Source organism: Mucilaginibacter flavidus (assembly GCF_024055575.1).
Classification (GTDB): Bacteria; Bacteroidota; Bacteroidia; order Sphingobacteriales; family Sphingobacteriaceae; genus Mucilaginibacter; species Mucilaginibacter flavidus.
This window is the reverse complement of the sequence record NZ_JAMXOE010000002.1, coordinates 274,172-297,497: the sequence shown is the minus strand read 5'-3', so window position 1 is coordinate 297,497 and position 23,326 is coordinate 274,172. Positions and strand designations below refer to the sequence as shown.

The following is a 23,326-nucleotide window of genomic DNA, read 5'->3' as shown; positions in this document are numbered from 1 at the left end:
CATTCAACTAATCTCTAATCAACTAACCTCCAATCTCTATTTAGAACCTATCCAAATAACATTTGTACAATCCCCCGACTTCCTTTTAGCCCTATTTTTTGTAAATTCGCCGCATTGGCTGTTCAGGCCAGTTTTTTCTTTTACTCACCTAAAAATCAAATACAAATGGCTTTTGATTTAGATATGATCAAAAAGGTTTACGATCGCTACAGCACCCGTGTTGCTGCTGCCCGTAAAGCTACCGGTAAACACCTTACTTTAACCGAAAAAATATTATACGCCCACCTGAGCGAAGGCGATGCCAAAACCGCTTTTGGCCGTGGCGTTGACTATGTGGATTTTGCGCCCGATCGCGTTGCTATGCAGGACGCTACGGCGCAAATGGCTTTGCTGCAGTTTATGCAGGCCGGCCGTCCGCAGGTTGCTGTTCCTTCAACGGTACATTGCGACCACCTGATACAAGCTAAAGTTGGCGCGGATGCTGATTTGAGTACCGCAAAAGATGTTAACCGCGAAGTTTATGACTTTTTAGCTTCGGTATCTGATAAATACGGACTGGGTTTCTGGAAACCGGGAGCCGGTATTATCCACCAGGTGGTTTTGGAGAACTATGCTTTCCCGGGCGGTATGATGATTGGTACCGACTCACATACACCTAATGCAGGTGGTTTGGGTATGGTTGCCATCGGTGTTGGTGGCGCTGATGCTTGCGATGTAATGGCCGGCCTGCCATGGGAGCTTAAATTCCCTAAGCTGATTGGTGTTAAATTGACCGGTAAATTATCGGGCTGGACATCAGCAAAAGACGTTATTTTAAAAGTGGCAGGTATCCTTACCGTAAAAGGTGGTACCGGCGCTATTGTTGAATATTTTGGTGAAGGTGCTGAATCGCTTTCGGCTACCGGTAAAGGCACCATCTGTAACATGGGCGCCGAGATTGGTGCAACCACCTCAATATTTGGATACGACGAAAAAGCAGCAACTTACCTTAGCGGTACCAAACGTGCTGAAATTGCGCAACTTGCTAACGCGATAAAGGAACACTTAACCGGCGACCCTGAGGTTTATGCTAACCCTGCCGATTATTTCGACCAGGTGATTGAAATAAACCTTAACGAGCTGGAGCCCCATGTGAACGGTCCGTTTACACCTGATTTGGCCTGGCCGATATCGAAATTTGCAACGGCAGTTAAAGAAAACGGCTGGCCTGTAAAACTGGAAGTGGGCCTGATAGGGTCATGCACCAACTCATCGTACGAAGATATTACCCGTTCGGCATCTATTGCAAAACAGGCTATCGATAAACATTTAAAAACCAGGGCCGAATTTACCATTACCCCAGGTTCGGAACTGGTGCGTTACACTGTAGACCGCGATGGCTACCTTGACACATTCGAGAAAATGGGCGGTGTGGTTTTGGCTAATGCCTGCGGTCCATGTATTGGCCAGTGGGCCCGTCATACTGACGACCCTACACGCAAAAACTCTATCATCACTTCGTTTAACCGCAACTTTGCGAAACGCCAGGATGGTAACCCAAATACCCACGCATTTGTGGCATCGCCCGAAATCGTGACTGCATTTGCAATTGCCGGCGATTTAACCTTTAACCCATTAACCGACACCCTCACCAACGAAAATGGCGAGCAGGTTAAGTTTGATGAGCCGGTAGGCATTGAAATGCCGATAGCAGGTTATGCTGTTAAAGATGCAGGCTACCAGGCCCCGGCCGAAGATGGCACCCAGATTAATGTAATTGTAGATCCGAAATCATCGCGCCTGCAATTGCTTGATCCGTTTGCCGCATGGGAAGGCACTGATATTACCGGCCTGAAACTGCTGATCAAAGCAAAAGGCAAATGTACTACCGACCACATCTCTATGGCTGGTCCGTGGTTAAAGTTCCGCGGGCATTTGGATAACATATCGAACAATATGCTGATTGGCGCCATTAACTATTTTAACCTTACTGCCGACAGTGTTAAAAACGAACTGACCGGCGAATATGGCCCTGTTCCTGCCACCCAGCGCGATTACAAAGCGCATGGAATTGGTTCGATTGTGGTTGGCGACGAAAACTATGGTGAAGGCTCATCGCGCGAGCATGCGGCTATGGAACCACGTCACCTGGGCGTTCGTGCCATACTGGTAAAATCATTTGCCCGTATACACGAAACTAACCTTAAAAAACAAGGCATGCTGGGCATTACCTTTGCCGACAGCAACGACTACGAAAAAATACAGGAAGACGACACTATTGATATCACCGGCTTAACAACCTTTGCGCCGGGCAAACAGTTAACAGTGGTGCTGCATCATAAAGATGGTACAACCGAATCGTTCGCAGTAAACCATACCTATAATGCACAGCAGATAGAATGGTTTAAAGCCGGCGGCGCGCTGAATATCATCAGGAGGCAGATGGCTTCGTAATTTGATTGCGGATCTATAGAATTTTTAAGAGCCTTCCTATTGGGGAGGCTTTTTTTGTTGTGCGCGGGAGCAAAAGAATCCTTTTTAATCTCTTAAAATCCGCTTAACGACGAAGTCCTCTTGAACACCTTTTGAAAACAAACAACAAGTGAAAATCCCGGTTCCCTTTGTAATAGCAACATTACATAACATCCGCTAAACCCTGCTTTAACGTCATGGTCTTAAGTTTATAAAATTAAAGCTTACAACCATGAAAATTTACCTTCTTATCGCTCTAGCGTTTTGTTTTTTGTTAACAGCATGCCGTGTTATTGAGCCCGATTATTTTGGCGAGAAATACCCGCCAACCACCCATGTAGATATCTTCTATTCGACCCATGATGTTAAAAAGGACTATAAGGTAATCGGCCACATGAATTTGTTAAATTTCGGGCAGGATTCCGTGAAAATTAAATTTGTCAGGTATGCCCAAAAAATAGGCGCTGATGCCATAGTAATTACAGGTAATACGGTTAATGATAGTGTGAAAGGCGGTTCGGACGTTGTGAACGCGGATGCCCTGAAGTACAATTGATTAAAAAAATGCGGATGCGGGAATGCCGATTGAGGAAGTATTAGGTGCGGGAAAGATTTATTACCGGCCGAAAAATTCCCCCTTTAGGGGGTTAGGGGGCCTTTACCACCCTTTTCAGCGTCAGTAAATTTTGCCCGTTAACGCTATACCCGGAGATATTATTCTGGTATAAATTAACCCGCTTATCGTAATACAGCACCACCACAGGCGATTGCGCCATTACCAGGTTATCCATTTCGCGGTAAAGGGCATAACGTTTTTCGTCGTTTACTTCGTGGTAGGCCTGCTCAAAAAGTTTGTCGAATTGTTTGTTGTTGAAGCCGGTATAATTGGGGCCAAACGGGATTTTATTTTTAGAATAGAAAACCGACATATAATTCTCGCCGTCGGGATAATCCGCCAGCCACGAGCCATAAAAAAAGTTGACGCCGTTTTTTGATACCAGCTCACGCAGGCTTGCGCCCTGGGTTATCTCCACACTGGTTTTTATACCAACACGTTCTAACTGGCCTTGTACATACTCAATTAGTCCACGGTAGCCTACAGTAGTGTGCAGCGCTATTTCAGGAAGGCCTTTGCAGTTGGGGTATCCAGCCTCTTTCAACAATTGCCGCGATTTTTCGGGATTGTAATCATAACCTTTAACAAGTTTATCATCGTAGCCCGGCATACCCACGGGTATAAATCCTGCTTTGCCGGCCGTACCCATGCTATTGCGCAGGTATTTTATCATTTTTTGCTTGTCGATTGCATAATTGATGGCTTGCCTTATTTTTAACTTTTTAAGCGGTGATGATTTTACAATCGCTAAACTGCTATCAACCAGCATACCGAGATAAATGGTATTAGTAAAAGGGCCTGTACTTAGGGTGAATTTGCCTTTATATTTTGTGGTTATCTGCCCGGCTTTGGTTAAAATATCATCGCGGTAGCTGCCGTCTATATCGTTTAAAAAATCGAGCTTTTTGCTGATGAACTCCATGAATGCAGTTTGCTTATCGCCAATAAAAGTTGCCCGTATGGCATCCAAATGGGGCAGGGGAGTGCCGTCTTTATCTTTTTCCCAATAGTTTTCGTTTTTCAACAACACCATTACTTCCCCCTCTTTCCAATATTTAAACCGGAAGGGGCCGGTGCCGACGGGGTGCTGGCGAAAATCTTTACCGTAATGGTCCACCACCTCGTGGGGCACCACCGAACAATATTGAGCCGTAAGCAGGCTTGGCAGGGGCGGGAATGGTTGCCTGAGGCGTATCTGGAAGGTGCTGTCGTTTACAGCCTTAAACGGATTATCACAAATCTTATCACTAAATATCCATGAGCCGGAGGAAGCTACCTTTGGGTCGAGCAGCCTGTGAAAACTATACACAAAATCGGCAGCTACAACTTTACGTCCTTTTCCGTTTTTAAACTGTGGGTCGTCGTGAAAATACACGTCATTGCGTAGATGAAAGGTATACAGCAATTCATCCGGCGAAATCTCCCAGCTTTTGGCAATACATGGCCGTGTTTTAAGGCTGTCGTCAATCTGCACCAGTCCGTTATAAACCTGGTTTACCATCCAGATGGTGTTTTGGTTACGCGCAAATGCCGGGTCGAACGAGCTTAGGCCCTCGTCAAGGTTTATGTTAAAAACTGTTTTTTTTGTGGCTGAAGGGTTTGGAATGCATGCAGCGAATAATATACAAACCAGTAGTATTTTGAAGATGTGCTGATTTGAAAATTTGAAAATTAACTGCCTTGTCATTTATCATAAAGCTACCCATTTTCAAATCATCTGATTGTCAAATCGTCAAATTAAAAATGGAGATACCCAAGCCTCAAAATCCCCCAATATTAGTTCTCACGACTTAAAATAAACGCCAGCAAATCATGTATTGGTTGTTTAATTATTTTGCCGATTTGCACGCCGTTTTCCTTGCAAACCAGGGTAAGCTCATCGGTAAAAACATAGGCTATTGAGCCAACAAAGTGGCACTTGTAACGGTGGTATTGTGGATACGATTTTATATTGGTGTCAATAAATTCAAGCAAGCCTTTTTGCAATAATTTCTGCGCGTAATCGGTTTGTCGTATTTCGCTGATGAAGCGGGCAAAAGTTGCCAGGTATGAGTTTGCATTGGGGGTTTGGTAAACGCGTTTAATGACTGTTGCCTTATCCAAATGATATTCATTTTCAAATTTCAGCCCGATATCATGCGGCATGTTACCATACAAAAAATCGGTTATCAGGGCTTTGCCAAACCAGGTGCCGGCGCCTTCATCGCCTAAAACAAAACCCAGGCCATGCTTGCCTGCATGAATATCTTCGCCATCAAAAAACGAAATATTGGAGCCTGTACCCAGCACACAGCAAAGGCCTTTCTCGTGCCCGCAAGTGGCGTAGGCGCAACCCAACAAGTCACTATCGACGCTTATGTATGATTTTGGAAAAAACTGGCTGATGGCGTTACTGACAATCTCGTGCCTGTCGGGGCTGGAGCAGCCTGCTCCAAAGAAATATATTTCGGTAATATCAGCGGCATAAGCTATCATATCAACAGCCTGCTCCTGTATTATTTTGGCAATCTCTTTTTCTGTTAAAAAATAAGGGTTAAGTCCGGCCGTTCTGAATTGTTTTACTTCACCGTCTTTTAGCTGAAGCAACCAGTCGGTCTTGCTCGACCCGCTATCAGCCACCAAAATCATGGACAAAGTTCTTCGAGTGCTTTTTGGGTGAGTGGTTTATGAATAAACTGCGTGATGTATTTGTTATCAGTCGATTTGCGCATATCCATCGGGTCTAATGACGATGATAACATAAATATTTTGATATTGCTTTTATCCATATTTATCTTGTCATACTCGTCCAAAAACTCGAAACCGCTCATTAATGGCATCCGCACATCTAAAAAAATAACATCAGGCTTTATGGTCCCCGCGCTTAGCGATGCAATAGCTTCTGTAGCCGACCGCACCACAACAATAGATTCAGCAAAGTTGCTGCCTTCTAAAATTTTACGTGTGACAAAATTATCAATGTAATTGTCATCAATCAGCAAACAGGTTTTAAAGCAAATAGCCATTAACTTCAAAAATAGCTTTTTAAACCAATTTAAAAAATATTAGTTTTTAAAAGTGATATTAAATTTTGATGAAGATTTCTACTAAGAACCGTTCACCCGGCTTCACTCAATATTTATACTCCCGGTAATCTCTTTCAGCATAATCTCGGCGCTTTTTGATTGGTATTGCGCCGCAAAAAATTTCGATTGTGCGTCCAAATAATTACGTTGCGCTTCGCGGATTTCCAGCGGGGTGATGTTACCTAACTTATACTTATCCAACGATATTTCCAGGTTGCGTTTGGCAACATCAACGTTTGATTGTCCCAGTTTCATCAAATCGAGGCCTGACAGGTAGCTCACATATAAGTTGCTTATCTCGGCCTGTACGTTTAATGTTATCTGTTTGTAGTTAATATTCGCATTATCGATACCTATCCTTGCATTGCGCTCGAGCCGGTTTTGGTTAAAGCCGTTGAATATATTGATAGATGCAGTCAATCCATAGCTAAAGCCTTTCGTGTCCTGCGACCGGGCAAAGCCTGCCGGCGTTTGGCTGTTGCTTATAGCATAACCCGAGTTTACCGATACCTGCGGATACCGGCCGGCCTGCACCTGCTTCAAATTAATTTCCGAAATCCTTTTATTTATCTGCGCCGAAAGAATTGCCGGGTTTTGATTTTCGGCTTTCGAAAGTATGTCGCCCAATACAAGCTTGTCATCAACAATAATGGTATCGCCCACGGCAAAGTTTGTTTGCAGGTTTCGTACCAGCAATTGGTTCATTTGTATTTTGGCCGCCTTAAACTGCTGCAACTGGTTTAAATAATTTGCCGTATCGGTATTGAGGCTCACCTGTGCGTTCAAAACTTCAAGCTTCGATGCCCGGCCAACCTGGAACTTATCATTGGCATAACGAAGCTGTGTGCGTGATATGGCGATAGCTCCCTGCAATGCCTTTAATCCTTCGTTAAGGTTTATCAGGTTGTAATAAGTCTCTATAACGCTGGCTATAGTGCTTTGTATAGTATCGCGACCTTGTACCTGGCTTAGCTCATTGCGTTGTTTTAACGCATCGTAATTGGCAAACATGCCGAAACCGTTGAAAATAGTCCAGTTAAGGCTTGGGCCGTAGGATGTTGAGGCATTATTTGCCCCTTTAATAACATTCACCGTGCCATCGCTGCGGGTTTGGGTAGTGTTTTGGATACTGTGTGTGGTGGTAAATGTGCCATTAACCTGTGGTAAAAAGCCGGCATTGCCCAGCGTTACATTATTTTGTGCAACCGTTGTATAGTTTTTCGACAGCTGTATATGATAGTTATTTTTCAAAGCAATCCCAACTGCATCTTTCAAGCTAAGTACAGTATCGGTTTGGGCCTGTGCACAAGCCGTAAATGCTATTAGCCAAAAAACAAGGCAACCTAATTTCTTAATAATCATATCGCTTATACGTTTTCTATCAATTTTGGAGTTCGCGGCTTTCTTACTTTCTTAACTTCATCTTCGTCTTCAGCATCCGGGTCGTGGCGGGTTTTTGGGGCGAATATGAGGTACATCATTGGGATTATATAAAGCGTTAATACAAGCGAAAACAATACGCCGCCCATAATAACAATGCCTAATGAAACACGACTTTTAGCGCCAGCGCCCAAGGCAAAAGCAATCGGCACCGACCCTAATACCACTGCCAAACTGGTCATTAATATAGGTCGTAAACGCGATGTGGCCGCTTCAACAACCGCTTCATACTTGGCAAGGCCATGCTCCATTTGCTGGTTAGCAAACTCCACAATCAAAATACCGTTTTTAGTTACCAGACCTACCAGGGTTATCATACCAATCTCACTGAATATATTCAGTGTTTGGTTAAACAGCCATAACGAAAGGAAAGCACCCGCAATAGCCAGCGGCACGGTAAGCATCACTATAAAAGGGTCCATAAAGCTTTCGAACTGTGCAGCAAGTACCAGGTATATAAGCAGCATGGCAAAGGCAAACGCAAAAATAAGGCTCGAGCCACTTTCGGCAGCATCCCGGGAAGTGCCGCTTAATGTTGTGCTGTATGTATCGTCGAGCAAACTTTTTGCAATCCGGTTCATCTCAACAATACCGTCCCCAACGGTGCGGCCGGGCGCCAACCCGCATGATATGGTTGCCGATTTATACCTGTTAAAATGATAAATAGCAGGCGGTGTAGCGTCTTCAGTAACTTTTACTACGTTATCAAGCTGTATCAGCGTACCTTTTGCATTGCGCACATATACCGATTTTAAATCGAGCGGCTGGTCGCGGTTGGCCCGGTTAACCTGGGCAATTACCTGGTATTGCTTACCGTTGATGAGAAAATAAGCCAAACGCCCGTTACTATAATAAAACTGCAGCGCCGTCGCAATATCTGCCACGGATACCCCGAGGTCCTTAGCCCGGTCACGGTCGGTGGTAACACGAAGTTCAGGTTTTGTAAATTTTAAGTCTACGTCTGTCCCCTGGAAAACAGGGCTTTTGGAAACTTCGGCAAAAAACTCCGGCAAAACCTTTCTTATTTTTTCAAAATCCTGGTTCTGAATAACAAACTGCACTGGTAATGATGTTTTTGAACCGCTACCGCCGCCACTTATAGTTTGCTCCTGCACCACAAGCGCGCGCGCATCAGGAAAACGGCCTAGCTTTTTACTCAAATAATCGGCCAACTGCTGCTGAGTTCGCGTTCGTTTATCAGGTTCCACTAAGCCCACACGGCCAAATCCGCTGTTTGATGAACCACCACCGCTTCCGGGTGAAATTACCTCGAGATTTACGTTTGCCTCGGGGATAGAATCGGCGACCAGGTCAGAAACCTTGTCCATGTATTTCGCCATAAACTCGTAGCTGGCGCCTTCGGAACCAGTCACCTGATACCGAAGCATACTGCGGTCATCCAATGGTGCAAGTTCATAAGGTGTGGCAAAATACAATACTCCTGTTATTACAAGCGAAATAGCCAGGATGATAAAAGACACCCACTTCACCTTCATAAACTTAACCAGGGTTTCCTTATAGGAATTGGTCATGTTCACGAAGAACGGCTCTGTTTTTTCGTAGAATTTTGATTTTTTTGAATTTTTGCGGATCAGTTTAACATTAAGCATCGGGGTTAACGAAAGCGAAACGAAAGCCGATATCAAAACAGAACCGGCAACTACCACCGCAAACTCACGGAATAGCCGCCCGGTAAATCCCTGCATAAATACGATAGGTAAAAATACAGCAGCTAAGGTTATCGAAGTAGAGACTACGGCGAATAATATTTCGGCAGAACCTGCAAATGCCGCCTTTCGTACCGGCATGCCGCCTTCAACTTTCTTATAGATATTTTCGGTAACTACAATTCCGTCATCAACAACCAGGCCTGTTGCCAGCACAATGCCTAGCAGGGTTAATATGTTGATGGAAAATCCGAAAACGTACATTATAAAAAAAGCACCGATTAATGATACCGGTATGTCAATCAAGGGGCGGAAAGCTATCAGCCAATCCCTAAAGAATAAATAGATAATAATAACCACCAGTATAAACGAAACCAGCAATGTTTCCTCAACTTCACTTATCGATTGTTTGATAAATTTGGTATTGTCGGTAATAACTTTTACCTGTATATCCGGCGGCAGGTCTTTCTTTATCTGTTCAAGGCGTTTATAAAAATCTTCTGCAATTTGCACATAGTTGGCGCCTGGCTGGGGTATAATGGCCAAGCCTACCATCGGTATACCCGATTCCTTTAAAGCAGTCTCCTCGTTTGCCGAACCTAATACCGCATATCCAACATCACTTAAGTGAACAACCCGGTTGCTATCGGCCCGGATAATCAAGTTGTTAAACTCCTTTTCAGTCGACAACTTTCCTATGGCCCGCACCACAACTTCTGTATTGTTACCTTCAATTTTTCCGGCAGGTAACTCAACATTTTCTGCATCGAGTGCACTCTTGATGTCGGTTGCGGTTAATCCTAATGCCGATAGCTTATTAGGGTCAATCCACAAGCGCATAGCATACTGCCTTTGTCCGAAAATATTGATCTGGCTAACGCCCGGTATGGTTTGCAACCCTTCCAGCAGCACGTTTTCGGCGTAATCGTCAACCTGGTTAATGTTACGGGTGTTGCTGCTACAGGTAACCGTGAGTATATTATCAGCGTTGGCGTCAGCTTTTGTTACTACAGGGGGAGCGTCAATATCCTGTGGTAATTGCCGCTGCGCCTGGCCAACTTTGTCGCGGACGTCATTAGCTGCAGTTTCAAGATCGGCGTCAAGGTTAAACTCAACGGTTATGCGGCTTGAACCTACGGAACTGGTTGATGAAATATTGCGGATCCCGGGCACGCCGTTAATGCTCTTCTCAAGCGGCTCTGTTATCTGCGATTCAATTACTTCGGCATTAGCGCCTGAATAACTGGTGGAAACTGTAATAATAGGCGGATCGACTGACGGGAAATCCCGAATGCCGAGGAACTTATAGCCCATGATACCGAACACCACGATAACGATGGACATCACCGTTGCCAACACGGGCCTTTTTATACTTACCGACGCTAAACTCATAAATAGGTGTTACTTAATAACTTTTAAAACTTTTAAAGGAATCTTGTTACGTATTTGTATCAGACCAGAAACAACCAGGCTATCACCTGCTTTTAACCCGCTTGTTATTTCAATCCTGGTGTCGGTGCGTAAATCGGTTTTTACAATCTTTGCTTCAGCAATGCCATTATGATAAATAAATACTTTGTTATCCTTTAGGTCGGGGATAACGCACTGTGTAGGCACCATAATTGTTTTGGCTATCTGGTCAAGCTTTAAATTAATTTTGGCGAATGCACCGGCTTTTAATAAGTTTTCGGCGTTTGGCGCCTTTGCACGCACGGTTATGGTACGTGAGCTTAAATCAATTGCAGGTTCAATGGCATAAACGGTTGCCAAAAAATTATTTCGCGAGCTTTCAATGTTGAAACTAATTTTGGTTCCTGTTTTAATCAAAGCCAGGTAACGTTCCGGTACCGAGAAGGTAACCTTCGCCGGGTCGATATTTACCAATGATGCGATTGAGGTGGAAGGTGAAAGGTACCCGCCGGGGCTTATGTTCCGTAAACCAATAGTGCCGGAAAATGGAGCCCTTATTTCGGTTTTGGCTATCTGCGCCTTCAAAACGTCACTTTGTGCTTTTAATGTATTTAACGAAGTTAAGGAGGTGTCGTATTCCTGCTGGCTGATGGCCTCTTTTTGCAGCAAAATACTGTTACGGTACTCGTTTTGTTTGGCAAGGGCTACCTGGTAGTCGTTTTGTTTTAAAGCCGCTATCAAATCCTGGTTATAAACCTTAACCAACAACTGGCCTTTTTTTACGTAGCTGCCTTCGCTAAAGTATATACCGGTTATGTTACCCGCTGTCTCGCTTACAAGGTTAACCTTTTCATTGGCGTCTATAGTCCCGGTAACATCAATTGTATTGTCAACCGCTGTGTCCTTTACAATCATTAGATTAACAGCAACAGGGCCATTTTTTCGTTTTGCCCCTTTGCTCGCGTTTTGGGCTATGGCTTCTTTGCCTTTCTCGCTAAAAAACTTATTGTAAATCAAAAAGCCTACAAGCAGTGCCAGGGCGATGTATATAATATACCTTGTTCTCATGTTATGGGGTACTGTTAAGGTTTTGTTTTGTTATTAATTTCAGTTGATGGCTTTATGTTGTGTTCCATTTTTTTTAGTACGCTGTTAAATATTCTTAGTTCTTCGTCGCTTATATCTTCCGTTATGTCCTTGTTAAGGGTTTCAAATGCGTCAACCAGTTTCGGTACGGTTTTTTTGCCTTTTGCGGTAACTTTTAACAAGTGTTCCCTGCGGTCGGCCGGGTTAACTTCGCGATACACAAAACCCTGCTCGGTTAACGTGTCAATTACGTTTACTATTAAACTTTTGTCCTTCCCTAACTCACTGGCCAGCGCCTTTTGCGTTAAGCGCCCGTCATTGTAGCATATATAAGTTAATGCATAATAATACCTGCTAATACCCAAGGGTTCAACTTGTTTGGCAAGCTGACTTAGGTATGCCCGCCCCAAATTGTTTAATTTGCGGGATATCGGTTCTATCAATTTCACATCCATAAATCGAACGCCAAAAGTATTGGTTAAAACACATAATAGTTGTATGTATCAACCATTTTACAACTGTATAAGCTATGCGTGCATTGAAAAAAATTATAACTTGCGCCCCAAATTAAAATTAGAAATTCCCCAATAAACCCCGAGCTGATAAATTATCGCTTCAAAAAATTTCCAGGTAATGAAAACTGTTAAGCTAACTGCCCTATTTTTTATATTATTGCTTTTTATGAATGCTACAATTACCCAGGCAGCAAGCGCCGTTAAAATAGCTTATACCGTAACCTTCCCCGAAGCCCAGGCGCACTATGCGGATGTGGAAATGAACATATCGGGACTGGCACAAAATTCCTTAGATCTTAAAATGCCGGTATGGACGCCCGGTTCGTACCTGGTACGCGAGTTTGCAAAAAATGTAGAATCGTTTAGTGCATCGGCCAATGGCAGGAAAATTAAGTCGCCCAAGATCAATAAAAACACCTGGCAGATCAATACTGCCGGCATATCGGAAGTAACTGTTAAATACCGTGTTTACTGCTTCGAAATATCGGTACGTACCAGCTTTATTGATGCATCGCATGGCTTTTTATCAACCACAGGTATATTTATCTACCCTGATAAAATGCTGAACACGCCATCCACTATAAAAATTGTCCCTTATAAAGGATGGACAACAGTGTCAACCAGTTTGGATTCGGTTAATGGCGATACCTTCACTCGTTATTCACCCAATTTTGATATTTTGTTCGATTCGCCTATAGAAGTAGGTACGCAGGATGTATTTGGTTTTGACGCAGCCGGTGTAAAATATGAGGTGTGCATGGTAGGCGGCGGCAACTATGATAAAGAAATGCTTAAGATTGATATGGCCAAAATTGTGGTGCAGGAAACCAAAGTTTTTGGCGAAAACCCCAATAAGCATTATGTATTTATAGTGCACAATTACCAGCGCGGTGGTGGCGGTCTGGAGCATTTGAGTTCAACCACGTTGGGCGCATCACGCGATAACTATACAAACCCCACCGGATATCGTAACTTTTTAGGCTTGGTAGCACATGAGCATTTTCACCTGTGGAACGTAAAACGCCTGCGCCCAATAGTTTTAGGCCCGTTTGATTACGATAACGAAAACTATACCACCGATCTTTGGATTGCTGAAGGCTTTACGGCGTATTATCAAAACCTTATTTTGCGCCACGCCCAAATTACCAACCCCGAAACCTATTTAAGCGCTATAACCGGGGAAATAAATACCATCGAAAATCAACCCGGTGCTAAAGTACAGCCATTGGCCGAGGCCAGTTTCGATGCCTGGATAAAATCGTACCGGCCAAACGAGAATTCGGCAAATACCGGTATATCATATTATGATAAGGGCGCCATGGTGGGGATGTTACTTGACCTGGAGATCATTAACGACAGCAAAGGCAAATATGCGCTTGATGACGTGATGAAGTATATGTACGATACGTATTATAAGCAAAAAAAGCGTGGGTACACCGATGAGGAATTTAAACAGGCTTTCGAAAAATTTGCCGGGAAAAACCTGGATGAATTCTACAAAAACTATGTTTATGGCTTAACTCCGCTCGATTATAACAAATACCTGGCTTATGCTGGTTACAAAGCTACCGATGAAGCTGAGGGCACCAATGACCCCAGCCTGGGTATAATAGCCGCCGAAAATAACGGCAAAAAATATGTCATCGGCGTGCAGCGTGACGGTGCCGGCTGGGTTGACGGGATAAATGTAAACGACGAACTTACTGCAATTGACGGAACCCCGGTAACCGATATGGCCAGTATATTAAACGGTAAAAAAGTAGGAGATAAGGTATCGATAACTGTTATCCGCGATGGCCTCCCGCTAACCCTGCCGGTTACATTGTTGAGGAACAACCGCTTTAAATACAGAATTGATTCGCTGCCTGAAATTACCCCGCAGCAAATGGTGGTTAGGAAAAAGTGGATGGGGTTGGTAGGGGAATAGTTGATTGGGTTAGATTGAGTTATGTTAAGTTGATTAGGTTATTTTTTGTTAATTAACTTAATCAACCACTCTCTTAATCAACTTAATCAACCAAAAAAAAACATGTTCCCCAAAACATTTCATGCGTTTCTGCATTTTATAGTTGTTTACCAATGAAATTATAAATTAAAGCAGAACAACCATGAATTCATTACTATACATTATCGCAGTCATATTGATAATAGGCTGGGCAATAGGTTTCTTTTTTACCGCAATAGGCAGCCTGATACACATATTATTGGTAATAGCAATTATTGCCTTCCTGTTGGGGCTAATCCGCAGGCCGACGGCAGTTTAAAATATTAATTGAAATACAAAGTTTAAATAAGGCTTGGTGGTGTACCGGGCATTTGCTGTTACGCCCGCCCCCCCCTTCGTCATTGCGAGGAACGAAGCAATCTCTACGCTTGCTAATCAAGAAGTAAAAATCTTGTGGTGACCTATCAGCCGCATTTTGGTCAATACAAACATTTCGGTTCATGAATATCCTTCGTAGAGGTTGCTTCGTTCCTCGCAATGACGAGACGGTGATTGTGGTTGTTTTACGCCCCCTTCTTACTGCTCAAACTCTGCATCAATTGGTCGTACAGGTCATCGCCGGTTGTCTTTTTAGGCGTAAGCTTTTTAACGGTGGCGCGTTTGCCTTTTGCCTTAGCGTGGATGATTTTTAAAAGCTCATCGGTATACTCATCCTTAAATTTCGATACATCAAATTTTTCAGCATACTGGTTAATAAGGGCCAAGCCCATATCCAGTTCCTTTTTGCTTACGGTAACGTCATCTGCAACTTTTAAATCTTCGGTGCTGCGTATTTGCTGGCCGAAACGGATACGGGTCACCACCAATGCATTGTCAACAGGGTGCACAATGCAAAGCGACTCAGTACTGCGCAAAACAAACCGCGCCAGCCCGGCTTTCTTTGATTTTTTTAGGGCCTGGATTAAAAGCGCATAAGCTTTATTGTTTTTAGTCTCAGGTTCGGCATAGTACGATGTTTCATAAAACATAGGATTTACGTCGTCAATATCAACAAAGCTTTCAATTTCAATAACCTTGCTTTTTTCGGGAGCAGCATCTTCAAAATCCTGGTCCTCCACTATAACATAGTCGTCATTAATTTTGTAGCCTTTTGCAATTTTATCGTAAGGCACTTCTTTATGCGTATGCTCGTTTACGCGCTGATAGCGTATGCGCGAATGGTCGCGGCTGTCCAGCATGTCCAAGTCCAGCGAGCTGGTTTGCACAGCCGAATATAACTTAACAGGGATGCTTACTAGCCCAAAACCAAGCGAACCTTTCCAGATTGATCTCATAACCAATTGATTTATTGAATAAGTATAACTGTAAAAGGGAGGAAAGGGTTTTATATAAATAAGCAGTTTTATTGATACAGTCGTCCCCTACAATTCCACTACCAGAACCATAACGTTCAGCTTTTTGCTCAATAGCCCTTATCTTTCCTGATAAATTCATAAAACAATGAAACTTCCTGTAGCGTTTTTATTTGCTGTTCTTTCAAATTTATGGTTAACCGCCATGGCCCAGCCAACAATCTACGCCAATCAAATTGGTTTTGATAGTAAAGGACCCAAAATAGCGGTGATTAGTACTGACAAACCGCTCGCGCGCAAGACCATTTTCAACTTGATAAACACAACTACCGGCAAAGCAGTGTTTACCGGCGTGCTTAGTGGCCCTGCAAGTATTGACGAATGGACACCAGGAAAAAGTTATTACCAGGCAGATTTTTCAGCATTTCAAAAAACAGGTAAGTACAGGATAACAGCAACTGTCGAAGGGAAAACTTCTGCGTCTTTCCCTTTTACAATCGAAGAGAATGCTTTGGCCCATCTCACCATCTCATCCATTATCCATTATTACAATAAGCAACGCGCTAATACCCCACAGGAACTGGAAGCCGACAGCCATATGAAACTACAAGGCGGTGGCGACAAAACTGTTGACATGCACGGCGGCTGGTGCGATGCCTCGGGCGATGTAAGCAAGTATTTTTCGCACCTGGCGTATGCAAACTTTATGTCGCCACAGCAAACGCCGCTGGTGGTATGGTCGATGGAAAGTGCTTCGGAGGCGATACCCGGTTTGCTGGAAAAATGGAACATCAAAGATTCACTGGATAACGAAGCTTTGTACGGCGCGGATTATATGATGCGGGCGCTGTCAAAAGACGATTATTTTTACATGATCATCTTCAGTTATTTTAACAAGGATCCTAATGCGCGCCGTATTGTGGGCCTGCGGGCAAACAGCATAACAACCGACGAATACCAGGCGGCATTTCGCGAGGGTGGGGGTATGGCCATAGCGGCTCTTGCGCGTATATCGCAATGGAAAAAACATGGTGAATACACCTCGCAGCAATATCTTGATGCCGCCAAACGCGCCTTTGCACATTTGCTTGTTAACAATATTAAATATGATGACGATGGTAGAGAAAATGTCATTGACGACTACAGCGCCCTAATGGCTGCAACCGAACTGTGGATTGCAACAAATGACAATCTATATCGCGACGAGGCTCGCAAACGCGCACAGAACCTCAGCAAACGCATGAGCCCGGACGGATATTTTATAGCGAATGACGCTAATCGCCCTTACTGGCATGCAAGTGATGCCGGTTTGCCGGTGGTTGCCTTATCGCGCTATCTAACTAAAGAAAAAGACGAGGCAATGCGCACCACTGCTTTAAACACTATCAAAAAAGCGCTTGATTATAACCTGGCAGTAACCAATAAAGTAAGCAACCCATTTGGCTATGCGAGGCAGTCGTTTTTGTATAAAGGTGCGGTTAAAGCTGGCTTCTTTATTCCACATGATAACGAAACCGGTTGGTGGTGGCAAGGCGAGAATGCGCGCCTGGGCTCATTAGCAACAGCGGCACTGGTTGGCGGTAAGCTGGTTTACAATAACAATAAACCTGCAAAGGACTCGCTGGCGGTTTTCGCGTCGCAGCAGGTATCGTGGGTGTTGGGGTGTAATCCTTATTCCATGTGTTTCATGTACGGCTTTGGAAAAAACAATGTGCCGTACATGCATTCCAATTTCGGCCACGGCTCCGAGCGCGGCGGTATATCAAATGGCATAACCGGAAAAAAGGAAAACGGCGACGGTAGTGGTATTGACTATAAAACCGAGGACAATGGCAACGAATGGCGCTGGACGGAACAATGGATACCCCACGCAGCCTGGTTTTTGCAGGCGATAACTGCTATGGCGGAGGGGAAGTGATGCTCGGATTATTTTAATCCAAGCTTATCGGCAAACACAAAAGTTTACACTTTATACAACGCAGGGTCTTCTGCGAGAGACCCTGCGGGGACAGAAGTTCGGCATGACGAGGGGTATAAATCCGAAATCGAACATCCGAATTCCGAAATACCAACTTACACCTTTGGCAACTTATACCCGTTGTGATATTCCTTCATCAAATATTCTTTATTGATGGCTTTGTCTGTAAACTCATGGGTATCATTGTTCCACTCCAGTTTTTTGCCGCTGCGATAGGCTATGTTACCCATTTGGGCAACCGTGGCCACATGAGCGCCTGCCTGTATAGGGCAATGCAAATCATCCAGTTTGCGCGATTTTACCACGCTCACAAAGTTTTCCCAATGCTTGTCCAGCCCATCGTCTGATTTTTCAACAAGCGGCTTGCTCACTTTATGCCCGCTCTGGCGCTCTTCAATTACTTCCCAGCCGTTACGGTTTAAAATAAGCGTACCGTTATTACCGATATAAGCGATACCATGGTCGCGATTGTACGAGCCATTGTCAATCCCCATTGCCGAATCCCACACCATATTAAAGCCCTCAAACTCGTAAAGCGTCGTAAGTGTATCTGGCGTTTCTTCTGACAGTTCGGGATAAGCAAACCTGCCACCTAATGCCGAAACTGATTTTGGTATGGGGGATTTCATTCCCAGTAAACCATAATCAAGCAAATGCACACCCCAGTCGGTCATTAAACCGCCGGCATAATCCCAAAACCAGCGGAAGTTAAAGTGAAAACGACTTGCATTAAACGGCACCGTTTTAGCGGGGCCAAGCCAGCCGGCGTAGTTAACACCTGCGGGTGGTGCGCTATCCGGAACTATTGCACCGGGTTTCATCCAGCCCTGGTAGCACCAAACTTTTACTGTTCGTATATTACCGAGTTGCCCTCCCTGCACAAAATCAACCGCATCCTTAAAGTGCTGCTGGCTGCGCTGCCACTGACCGGCCTGCACCACTTTGTTGTATCGTTGTTGTGCGGCCACCATGGCCTGGCACTCGCCTATTGAGTTACCAACCGGTTTTTCTACATAAACATCTTTGCCGGCCTCAACGGCATGCATCATAATCAGTGCATGCCAGTGGTCGGGCGTACCTATAACAACGGCATCAATATCTTTTTGGTCGAGTAGTTGCCGGTAATCATCAAACTTCCTTATTTTCGAAATGTCACGCCCTGTTTTTGCCAAATCTGCCAGGCGTTTATCCATCACATTTTTATCCACATCGCAAACGGCAACGAGGTTCACGCCAGGGATTTTCAAGGCGGCAGTAACGTCGGCCCAGCCCATGCCATTAATGCCAATGGCACCGATATTTAGCTGGTCGCTTGGGGCAAGCCCTGGTTTAAAAATTGCAAAAGCCCGATTGTTTAAGGCGGATGCTAATAGGCTGCCACCGGCTACGATGGCAGATTTTTGTAGGAAATCTCTGCGGGAGGTCATAAGTATTATTAATTGGTTGTATAAATTTAGCATTATTTAAAGATATACAAGTGTTAAAATAACAATTAATGATAATTATACATTCTATACTCAAAACACGATTTAAAAATGCAATGGATTTACAGGATTCTTAATAGTAAACTCCTGAGTTTCTCGAAAAAAACGATCCTTTAAATCGTGCCAAATTCCTAAATCGTGTTTAAATCGTGTTTAAGGAATTCCCCATCAACAATTAATAGCTTCACCCCATTTTCTGTTACAGAGCGGTGCGAGCTTAAATTGTCGGAAACGATATAGCTCATGCCTGCGTTAAGTTTATAAGTTTCGCCGGTTTCAAGTTCAACTGTGGAATCGCCTTCAAGGCAGTATACTATATGTCCTTTTTGGCACCAGTGGTCGGCCAGGTAGCCCGGGCTATATTCAACCACGCGAATCCGTAAACCATCAAACTGCAGCGTTTGCCACCATGCAGTGCCGGTGGTGCCGGGATGGATTGTCTTGTCAATTTCGTCCCATTTTACGGTTTGGAAAAGGATATTTGACTGTTGCATAAATATCAGTGTATTTTATTTATCAGCTATTTTTACATTCCCAATCGGCAATCCGAATTCCGCATTCAAAAAATCCGAAACGGCATTAGCCCTCTTGAGCCAGCTAAAAACAAACAGCGAAAAATCGAACATCCGAAATTTCTCAACCAGCTTTTTCCAGGTAAACAATAAATTCCGACCCTTCACCCGGCTGGCTTTTTACCTCTATCCGTCCATTATTGGCATCAACAAATTGCTTTATCAGCCCAAGGCCTATTCCGGCACCCGCTTCATTGTTAGTACCGTAGCCCGATATGTCTTTACCAGTAACTTTAAAAAGTTTCTCCATTTTTTGAGGCAAAATACCGATACCATTATCTTTTACATGAATGGCCTGGTAGTCGGCGTCATCGGTATACGATATCTCAATAGTGCCACCATGAGGCGTGAATTTTATCGCATTACCGATGAGGTTATTGAAGATAATTTTTAAATGGTTAGAATCGGCTAGGACCGGTTTTTCCGTACTATGGTTATGGTTGAGGCTGATGCGTTTATTTTTGGCTAAAAAGTTTGAGATGGAAATTATTTCATCAATAATATCGGCGGCATCGATGGTTGCAAGCTGGGTTTTATTGCCTGTTTGCTGGCTGCCAGCCCATACCAAAAGGTTATTTACCATCATGGTTACCAGGCTTAATTGCTGGTAAAATGCGTTCATTACTTCTTTTTGTTCTTCGGCGGATAAGGTGCCGGTTTTCATATCATCCATTGCCTGTGCAATGGCGGCAAAAGGGCTGCGCAGGTCGTGGCTAATGATCGAAAAAAGCTGGTCCTTTGTATGGTTTAACTGGTGCAGCGTTTCTTTTTGTTTGGTTATTTCAGCTTTTTGCGCTGCAATGTCGGCATTCTGCTTTTGCAGCACTTTGTTTAACCCGGTTTTTTGCCGGTTACTGCGGATGATTACCACAACAAAAATTACGACAATAGTTGCCAGTACATTCCTAATCCAAAACAGTTTTTTACTAAACGAGATTGACTGCTCCTTGATTTTTATTTCATTTACCAGCCGTGCATTATCTTCCTGCTGCTGTTTTAAACGAAGACTGTTTACCTCGTTGTTTTTAGCATTATTAAAAACGCTGTCGCTGGCGTTTTTAAACTGTACCTGGTAGTAATAAGCCTGCTTAAAATTATTTTTGGCAGCATAGCTCTTTGCAAGAATCGCCAGGGCTTGTATTTTATCGAGCTGTGAGTTGTTTTTCTGCGCCTGGCTTAAGCTTTTTTTGGCATCAATAATTGCTTTGTCGTATGGAGAAGGCTGATCGGCCGGTTTTTCAACGGCCGCAGGTAAACCGTAGTTTTTAATAAAGCTTTTTTTAACCGGCTTGGTAGACCCGGCAAAACATAATACGTTTAGCAACAGGATGCAAATACATCGGGTTAAAAGCTTTTTAAATAGCATATCAAACTATTGGATTAGGCAATGTTTAAATCAGGGGTGAAATTAGGCATTTATAGGTGAATATGCCAACACATCACCTAATTTGTTACCGATAATAAACGTTTTGGAATTTATTTTAATAATATCCTCTACGTACCTGCCGCATTAACTGGCGGTGACGCTTATCATCATAATATTTACTGGTAACCAGTACCGCGTGTATTATCCCCGGCACCCAAAAAAACAAGGTGAGCAAGATATTTAATATGAAAGCGCCTATTTTACCTGTAGTTAGTATAGCTAACGGCGGGCATAAAAAACATAAAAAGTACCGCATAATCATAAGCTAAAAATGTGAATGCAAAAAGCTTAATCTAATATAATCAATCGCTTTTATTATTTGACGTGCGTAATCGAATTTTGTTACAGGTTATAGCACGGGTACTTCTATCAAAACGGTTGTTCCGGCTCCCGGGTCGGATACGTATTTAATAGTGCCTTTCAGGTACTCAATCCGGGTTGCAATGTTTTTTAGCCCAATACCATCGAAGTTTTCCCTTTCATTAACATTAAAGCCGATACCATTGTCGGTGATTTTTGCGGTAATCCCTTTTGCATCCCTGGTTAGTACAAGGTCGAGCCGGGTTGCTTTTGCATGCTTAATTACATTGTTAATGCTTTCCTGTATAATGCGATAAAGCATCGTCTCCACATTGCTTTCCAGTTTGTTTTTAAACCCCGTTGCCTCAAGGGTTACCTTTAAGGTGTCGGAGTCAATTTTTTCGATAAAGCTTTTTAAATCGGATGCAATGCCCGACCGCAACAGCATATTGGGCATCATCTGGTGCGATATGGTGCGCACTTCTTTACAGCTTTCATCAACCAGTGCAAGCGTGTTTTCTGCTAAAAACCTGTCTTCTTCCCTTGCTATGGTGATCCTGTCGAATAAACCGCTCAGGTTCATTTTAACTGCCGAAAATAATTGCCCAACGCCATCGTGCAAATCGCTCGCGATGCGTTTACGTTCGTTTTCTTCAGCGTCAACAATGGCTTTGGTTAACGTATCCTGTTGTTTCAGCATCATGGCTTGTTGCTCGGCTTTTTGTTTTAGTTTATGACGGTTGAAAAACAACGCAGTAACAATTCCCGATAGCAGGAACAGACCTGCTATTATGCCAATAGTTTTATTCCGGCTGCCAATGGACAACTTCTGGATAGTATTTTCCTTATTAAGTATGTTTATCTTCTGTTCTTTTTTTACGGTTTCGTAACGGGTTTGCATTTGGGCAATCTGCTTATCATTACCCTCGTTTATTAATTGCTGTGTTAGCAACAGATACTTTTTATCGGCTGCCAAAGCTTCTTTGTAATTGCCATTTTTTTCGTACACCTGGCTTAACAGCATCCAAGCATTTTTCTCACCCTGTTTATATTTTGTCTCAACAGTAAGCGGAAGCGACTTTTTTAACCAGCTTATGGCTTGGGCATAGTCGCCCTTATCTTTATATAGCTCGCCCAGGTTTGCGTAAGTGTCGCTCACCTGCTTTTTATCACCAAAGAAATTATCAAGCGTTAATACTTCATATTGATATTTTAGCGCCTTATCATATTGTTGCAAGGCCTCGTAACAATGTGCCATGCTTGAATATATTTGCGATAGCCCCCTTTTATTATCCTCTTTTATACAAACGGGCAGTGCCTCCTCATCATACTTCAACGCCTTTTCATATTCCTTTTTGCCGCTGAATAAATTGGCAAGGTTATGCAAGCAGTTAATTACAACCGTAGTATTATTTAATTTTTTGCCAAGCGCTAGCGCGCGCAACGAATAGCTTTCGGCTTCCTTTAACTTTTCGTTATCTAAATAAACCAATCCCAAATTTCCCAGCGATTTGGCAATCCCTTCTTCATCCTTCAGTTTTTCGCGTATTTCAAGGGCTGCTAAATGGTTTTTTATAGCTTCGGCATAATTGCCGGTTTGCCAATAATAAATGCCAAGGCCATTGTAGGCTGATGCAAGGTTTACCGGGAAGTTGTATTTTTTCGATATGGCCAGGCATTTTTCGGCATTATCTTTCATGGCGTCAAAATCACCGATGTATGAGCTTTGTGCCACTTTAAAATAATAGATATCAGCAAGGCCTTTGTAATAGTTTGCCTTTTGCGATATGGCAAGCGCCTGGTCAATCATTTTTTGCGATGCCGACGGGTCCATGCCTTGCAGCTCCATAGCCAGCTGGTAATATATTATAGCTTTTGAAGTATCTGTTTTTGCAACTGCTAATGCTTTTTTAAGGCTGTCGGCTGTGTGGTTTTGACCAAAAGTTAGAAATGGAGTAAAAAATAGAATAAGTAAATATTTCTTCATTTATTAATCGATATAGTATTAAACAATTAGCG

The 23,326-nt window shown here is 43.4% G+C and carries 18 protein-coding genes; 5 read left to right on the top strand and 13 right to left on the bottom strand.

The window, feature by feature from the left end; genetic code table 11:
- Positions 1 to 165: 165 nt before the first annotated feature.
- Together NAF19_RS05650 and NAF19_RS05645 are read left to right on the top strand one after the other, a co-directional pair.
- On the top strand, positions 166 to 2,433 hold the full coding sequence (locus NAF19_RS05650) for an aconitate hydratase (protein WP_252788843.1): 2,268 nt from the start codon (positions 166 to 168) through the stop codon (positions 2,431 to 2,433).
- A gap of 250 nt (positions 2,434 to 2,683) precedes the next feature.
- Positions 2,684 to 3,007 (top strand): hypothetical protein, encoded by a 324-nt coding sequence (locus tag NAF19_RS05645; protein ID WP_252788842.1) that lies wholly within the window; start codon positions 2,684 to 2,686, stop codon positions 3,005 to 3,007.
- Positions 3,008 to 3,098: 91 nt separating this feature from the next.
- Here NAF19_RS05645 and NAF19_RS05640 read toward each other — a convergent pair whose 3' ends face one another.
- The 7 genes from NAF19_RS05640 to NAF19_RS05610 all read right to left on the bottom strand — a co-directional run bounded on the left by NAF19_RS05640 (position 3,099) and on the right by NAF19_RS05610 (position 12,184).
- Positions 3,099 to 4,754, bottom strand: coding sequence for an ABC transporter substrate-binding protein (locus NAF19_RS05640; protein WP_252788841.1), 1,656 nt, complete (start codon positions 4,752 to 4,754; stop codon positions 3,099 to 3,101).
- An 89-nt stretch (positions 4,755 to 4,843) separates the two neighbouring features.
- Positions 4,844 to 5,695: an N-acetylglucosamine kinase gene (locus tag NAF19_RS05635; RefSeq protein WP_252788840.1), complete on the bottom strand. Its 852-nt coding sequence runs from the start codon at positions 5,693 to 5,695 to the stop codon at positions 4,844 to 4,846.
- On the bottom strand, positions 5,692 to 6,072 hold the full coding sequence (locus NAF19_RS05630) for a response regulator (protein WP_252788839.1): 381 nt from the start codon (positions 6,070 to 6,072) through the stop codon (positions 5,692 to 5,694). The genes NAF19_RS05635 and NAF19_RS05630 overlap by 4 nt, the downstream gene beginning before the upstream one ends.
- A gap of 102 nt (positions 6,073 to 6,174) precedes the next feature.
- On the bottom strand, positions 6,175 to 7,494 hold the full coding sequence (locus NAF19_RS05625) for a TolC family protein (protein ID WP_252788838.1): 1,320 nt from the start codon (positions 7,492 to 7,494) through the stop codon (positions 6,175 to 6,177).
- A 5-nt stretch (positions 7,495 to 7,499) separates the two neighbouring features.
- Positions 7,500 to 10,631, bottom strand: a complete 3,132-nt coding sequence (locus tag NAF19_RS05620; protein WP_252788837.1) for an efflux RND transporter permease subunit — start codon at positions 10,629 to 10,631, stop codon at positions 7,500 to 7,502.
- Positions 10,632 to 10,640: 9 nt separating this feature from the next.
- A complete protein-coding gene (locus tag NAF19_RS05615; RefSeq protein ID WP_252788836.1) occupies positions 10,641 to 11,717 on the bottom strand; it encodes an efflux RND transporter periplasmic adaptor subunit in 1,077 nt (358 codons plus the stop codon).
- Positions 11,718 to 11,731: 14 nt separating this feature from the next.
- Positions 11,732 to 12,184: a MarR family winged helix-turn-helix transcriptional regulator gene (locus tag NAF19_RS05610; protein WP_252788835.1), complete on the bottom strand. Its 453-nt coding sequence runs from the start codon at positions 12,182 to 12,184 to the stop codon at positions 11,732 to 11,734.
- Positions 12,185 to 12,368: 184 nt separating this feature from the next.
- Between NAF19_RS05610 and NAF19_RS05605 the strand changes: the two genes are divergently transcribed.
- Together NAF19_RS05605 and NAF19_RS05600 are read left to right on the top strand one after the other, a co-directional pair.
- Positions 12,369 to 14,177, top strand: coding sequence for a M61 family metallopeptidase (locus NAF19_RS05605; protein ID WP_252788834.1), 1,809 nt, complete (start codon positions 12,369 to 12,371; stop codon positions 14,175 to 14,177).
- Positions 14,178 to 14,358: 181 nt separating this feature from the next.
- The gene (locus tag NAF19_RS05600) at positions 14,359 to 14,514 is read left to right on the top strand and encodes a lmo0937 family membrane protein (protein WP_252788833.1); all 156 of its coding nucleotides are present in this window, start codon (positions 14,359 to 14,361) and stop codon (positions 14,512 to 14,514) included.
- Positions 14,515 to 14,758: 244 nt separating this feature from the next.
- On the opposite strand, the gene ku is transcribed toward NAF19_RS05600, so the two are convergent.
- Positions 14,759 to 15,529, bottom strand: coding sequence for a non-homologous end joining protein Ku (ku, locus tag NAF19_RS05595; RefSeq protein WP_252788832.1), 771 nt, complete (start codon positions 15,527 to 15,529; stop codon positions 14,759 to 14,761).
- 166 nt (positions 15,530 to 15,695) lie between these two features.
- Between ku and NAF19_RS05590 the strand changes: the two genes are divergently transcribed.
- A complete protein-coding gene (locus NAF19_RS05590) occupies positions 15,696 to 17,465 on the top strand; it encodes a glycoside hydrolase family 9 protein (protein WP_252788831.1) in 1,770 nt (589 codons plus the stop codon).
- 155 nt (positions 17,466 to 17,620) lie between these two features.
- Here NAF19_RS05590 and NAF19_RS05585 read toward each other — a convergent pair whose 3' ends face one another.
- From NAF19_RS05585 to NAF19_RS05565, 5 genes are all read right to left on the bottom strand, one after another.
- Positions 17,621 to 18,952: a Gfo/Idh/MocA family oxidoreductase gene (locus NAF19_RS05585; RefSeq protein WP_252788830.1), complete on the bottom strand. Its 1,332-nt coding sequence runs from the start codon at positions 18,950 to 18,952 to the stop codon at positions 17,621 to 17,623.
- Between the two features lie 188 nt (positions 18,953 to 19,140).
- A complete protein-coding gene (locus NAF19_RS05580; protein WP_252788829.1) occupies positions 19,141 to 19,503 on the bottom strand; it encodes a DHCW motif cupin fold protein in 363 nt (120 codons plus the stop codon).
- Positions 19,504 to 19,645: 142 nt separating this feature from the next.
- Positions 19,646 to 20,947 (bottom strand): sensor histidine kinase, encoded by a 1,302-nt coding sequence (locus tag NAF19_RS05575; RefSeq protein WP_252788828.1) that lies wholly within the window; start codon positions 20,945 to 20,947, stop codon positions 19,646 to 19,648.
- A gap of 115 nt (positions 20,948 to 21,062) precedes the next feature.
- Positions 21,063 to 21,263, bottom strand: a complete 201-nt coding sequence (locus NAF19_RS05570; protein ID WP_252788827.1) for a YqaE/Pmp3 family membrane protein — start codon at positions 21,261 to 21,263, stop codon at positions 21,063 to 21,065.
- A 93-nt stretch (positions 21,264 to 21,356) separates the two neighbouring features.
- Complete coding sequence (locus NAF19_RS05565; protein WP_252788826.1) at positions 21,357 to 23,294, bottom strand: tetratricopeptide repeat-containing sensor histidine kinase; 1,938 nt, start codon at positions 23,292 to 23,294, stop codon at positions 21,357 to 21,359.
- Positions 23,295 to 23,326: the final 32 nt, after the last annotated feature.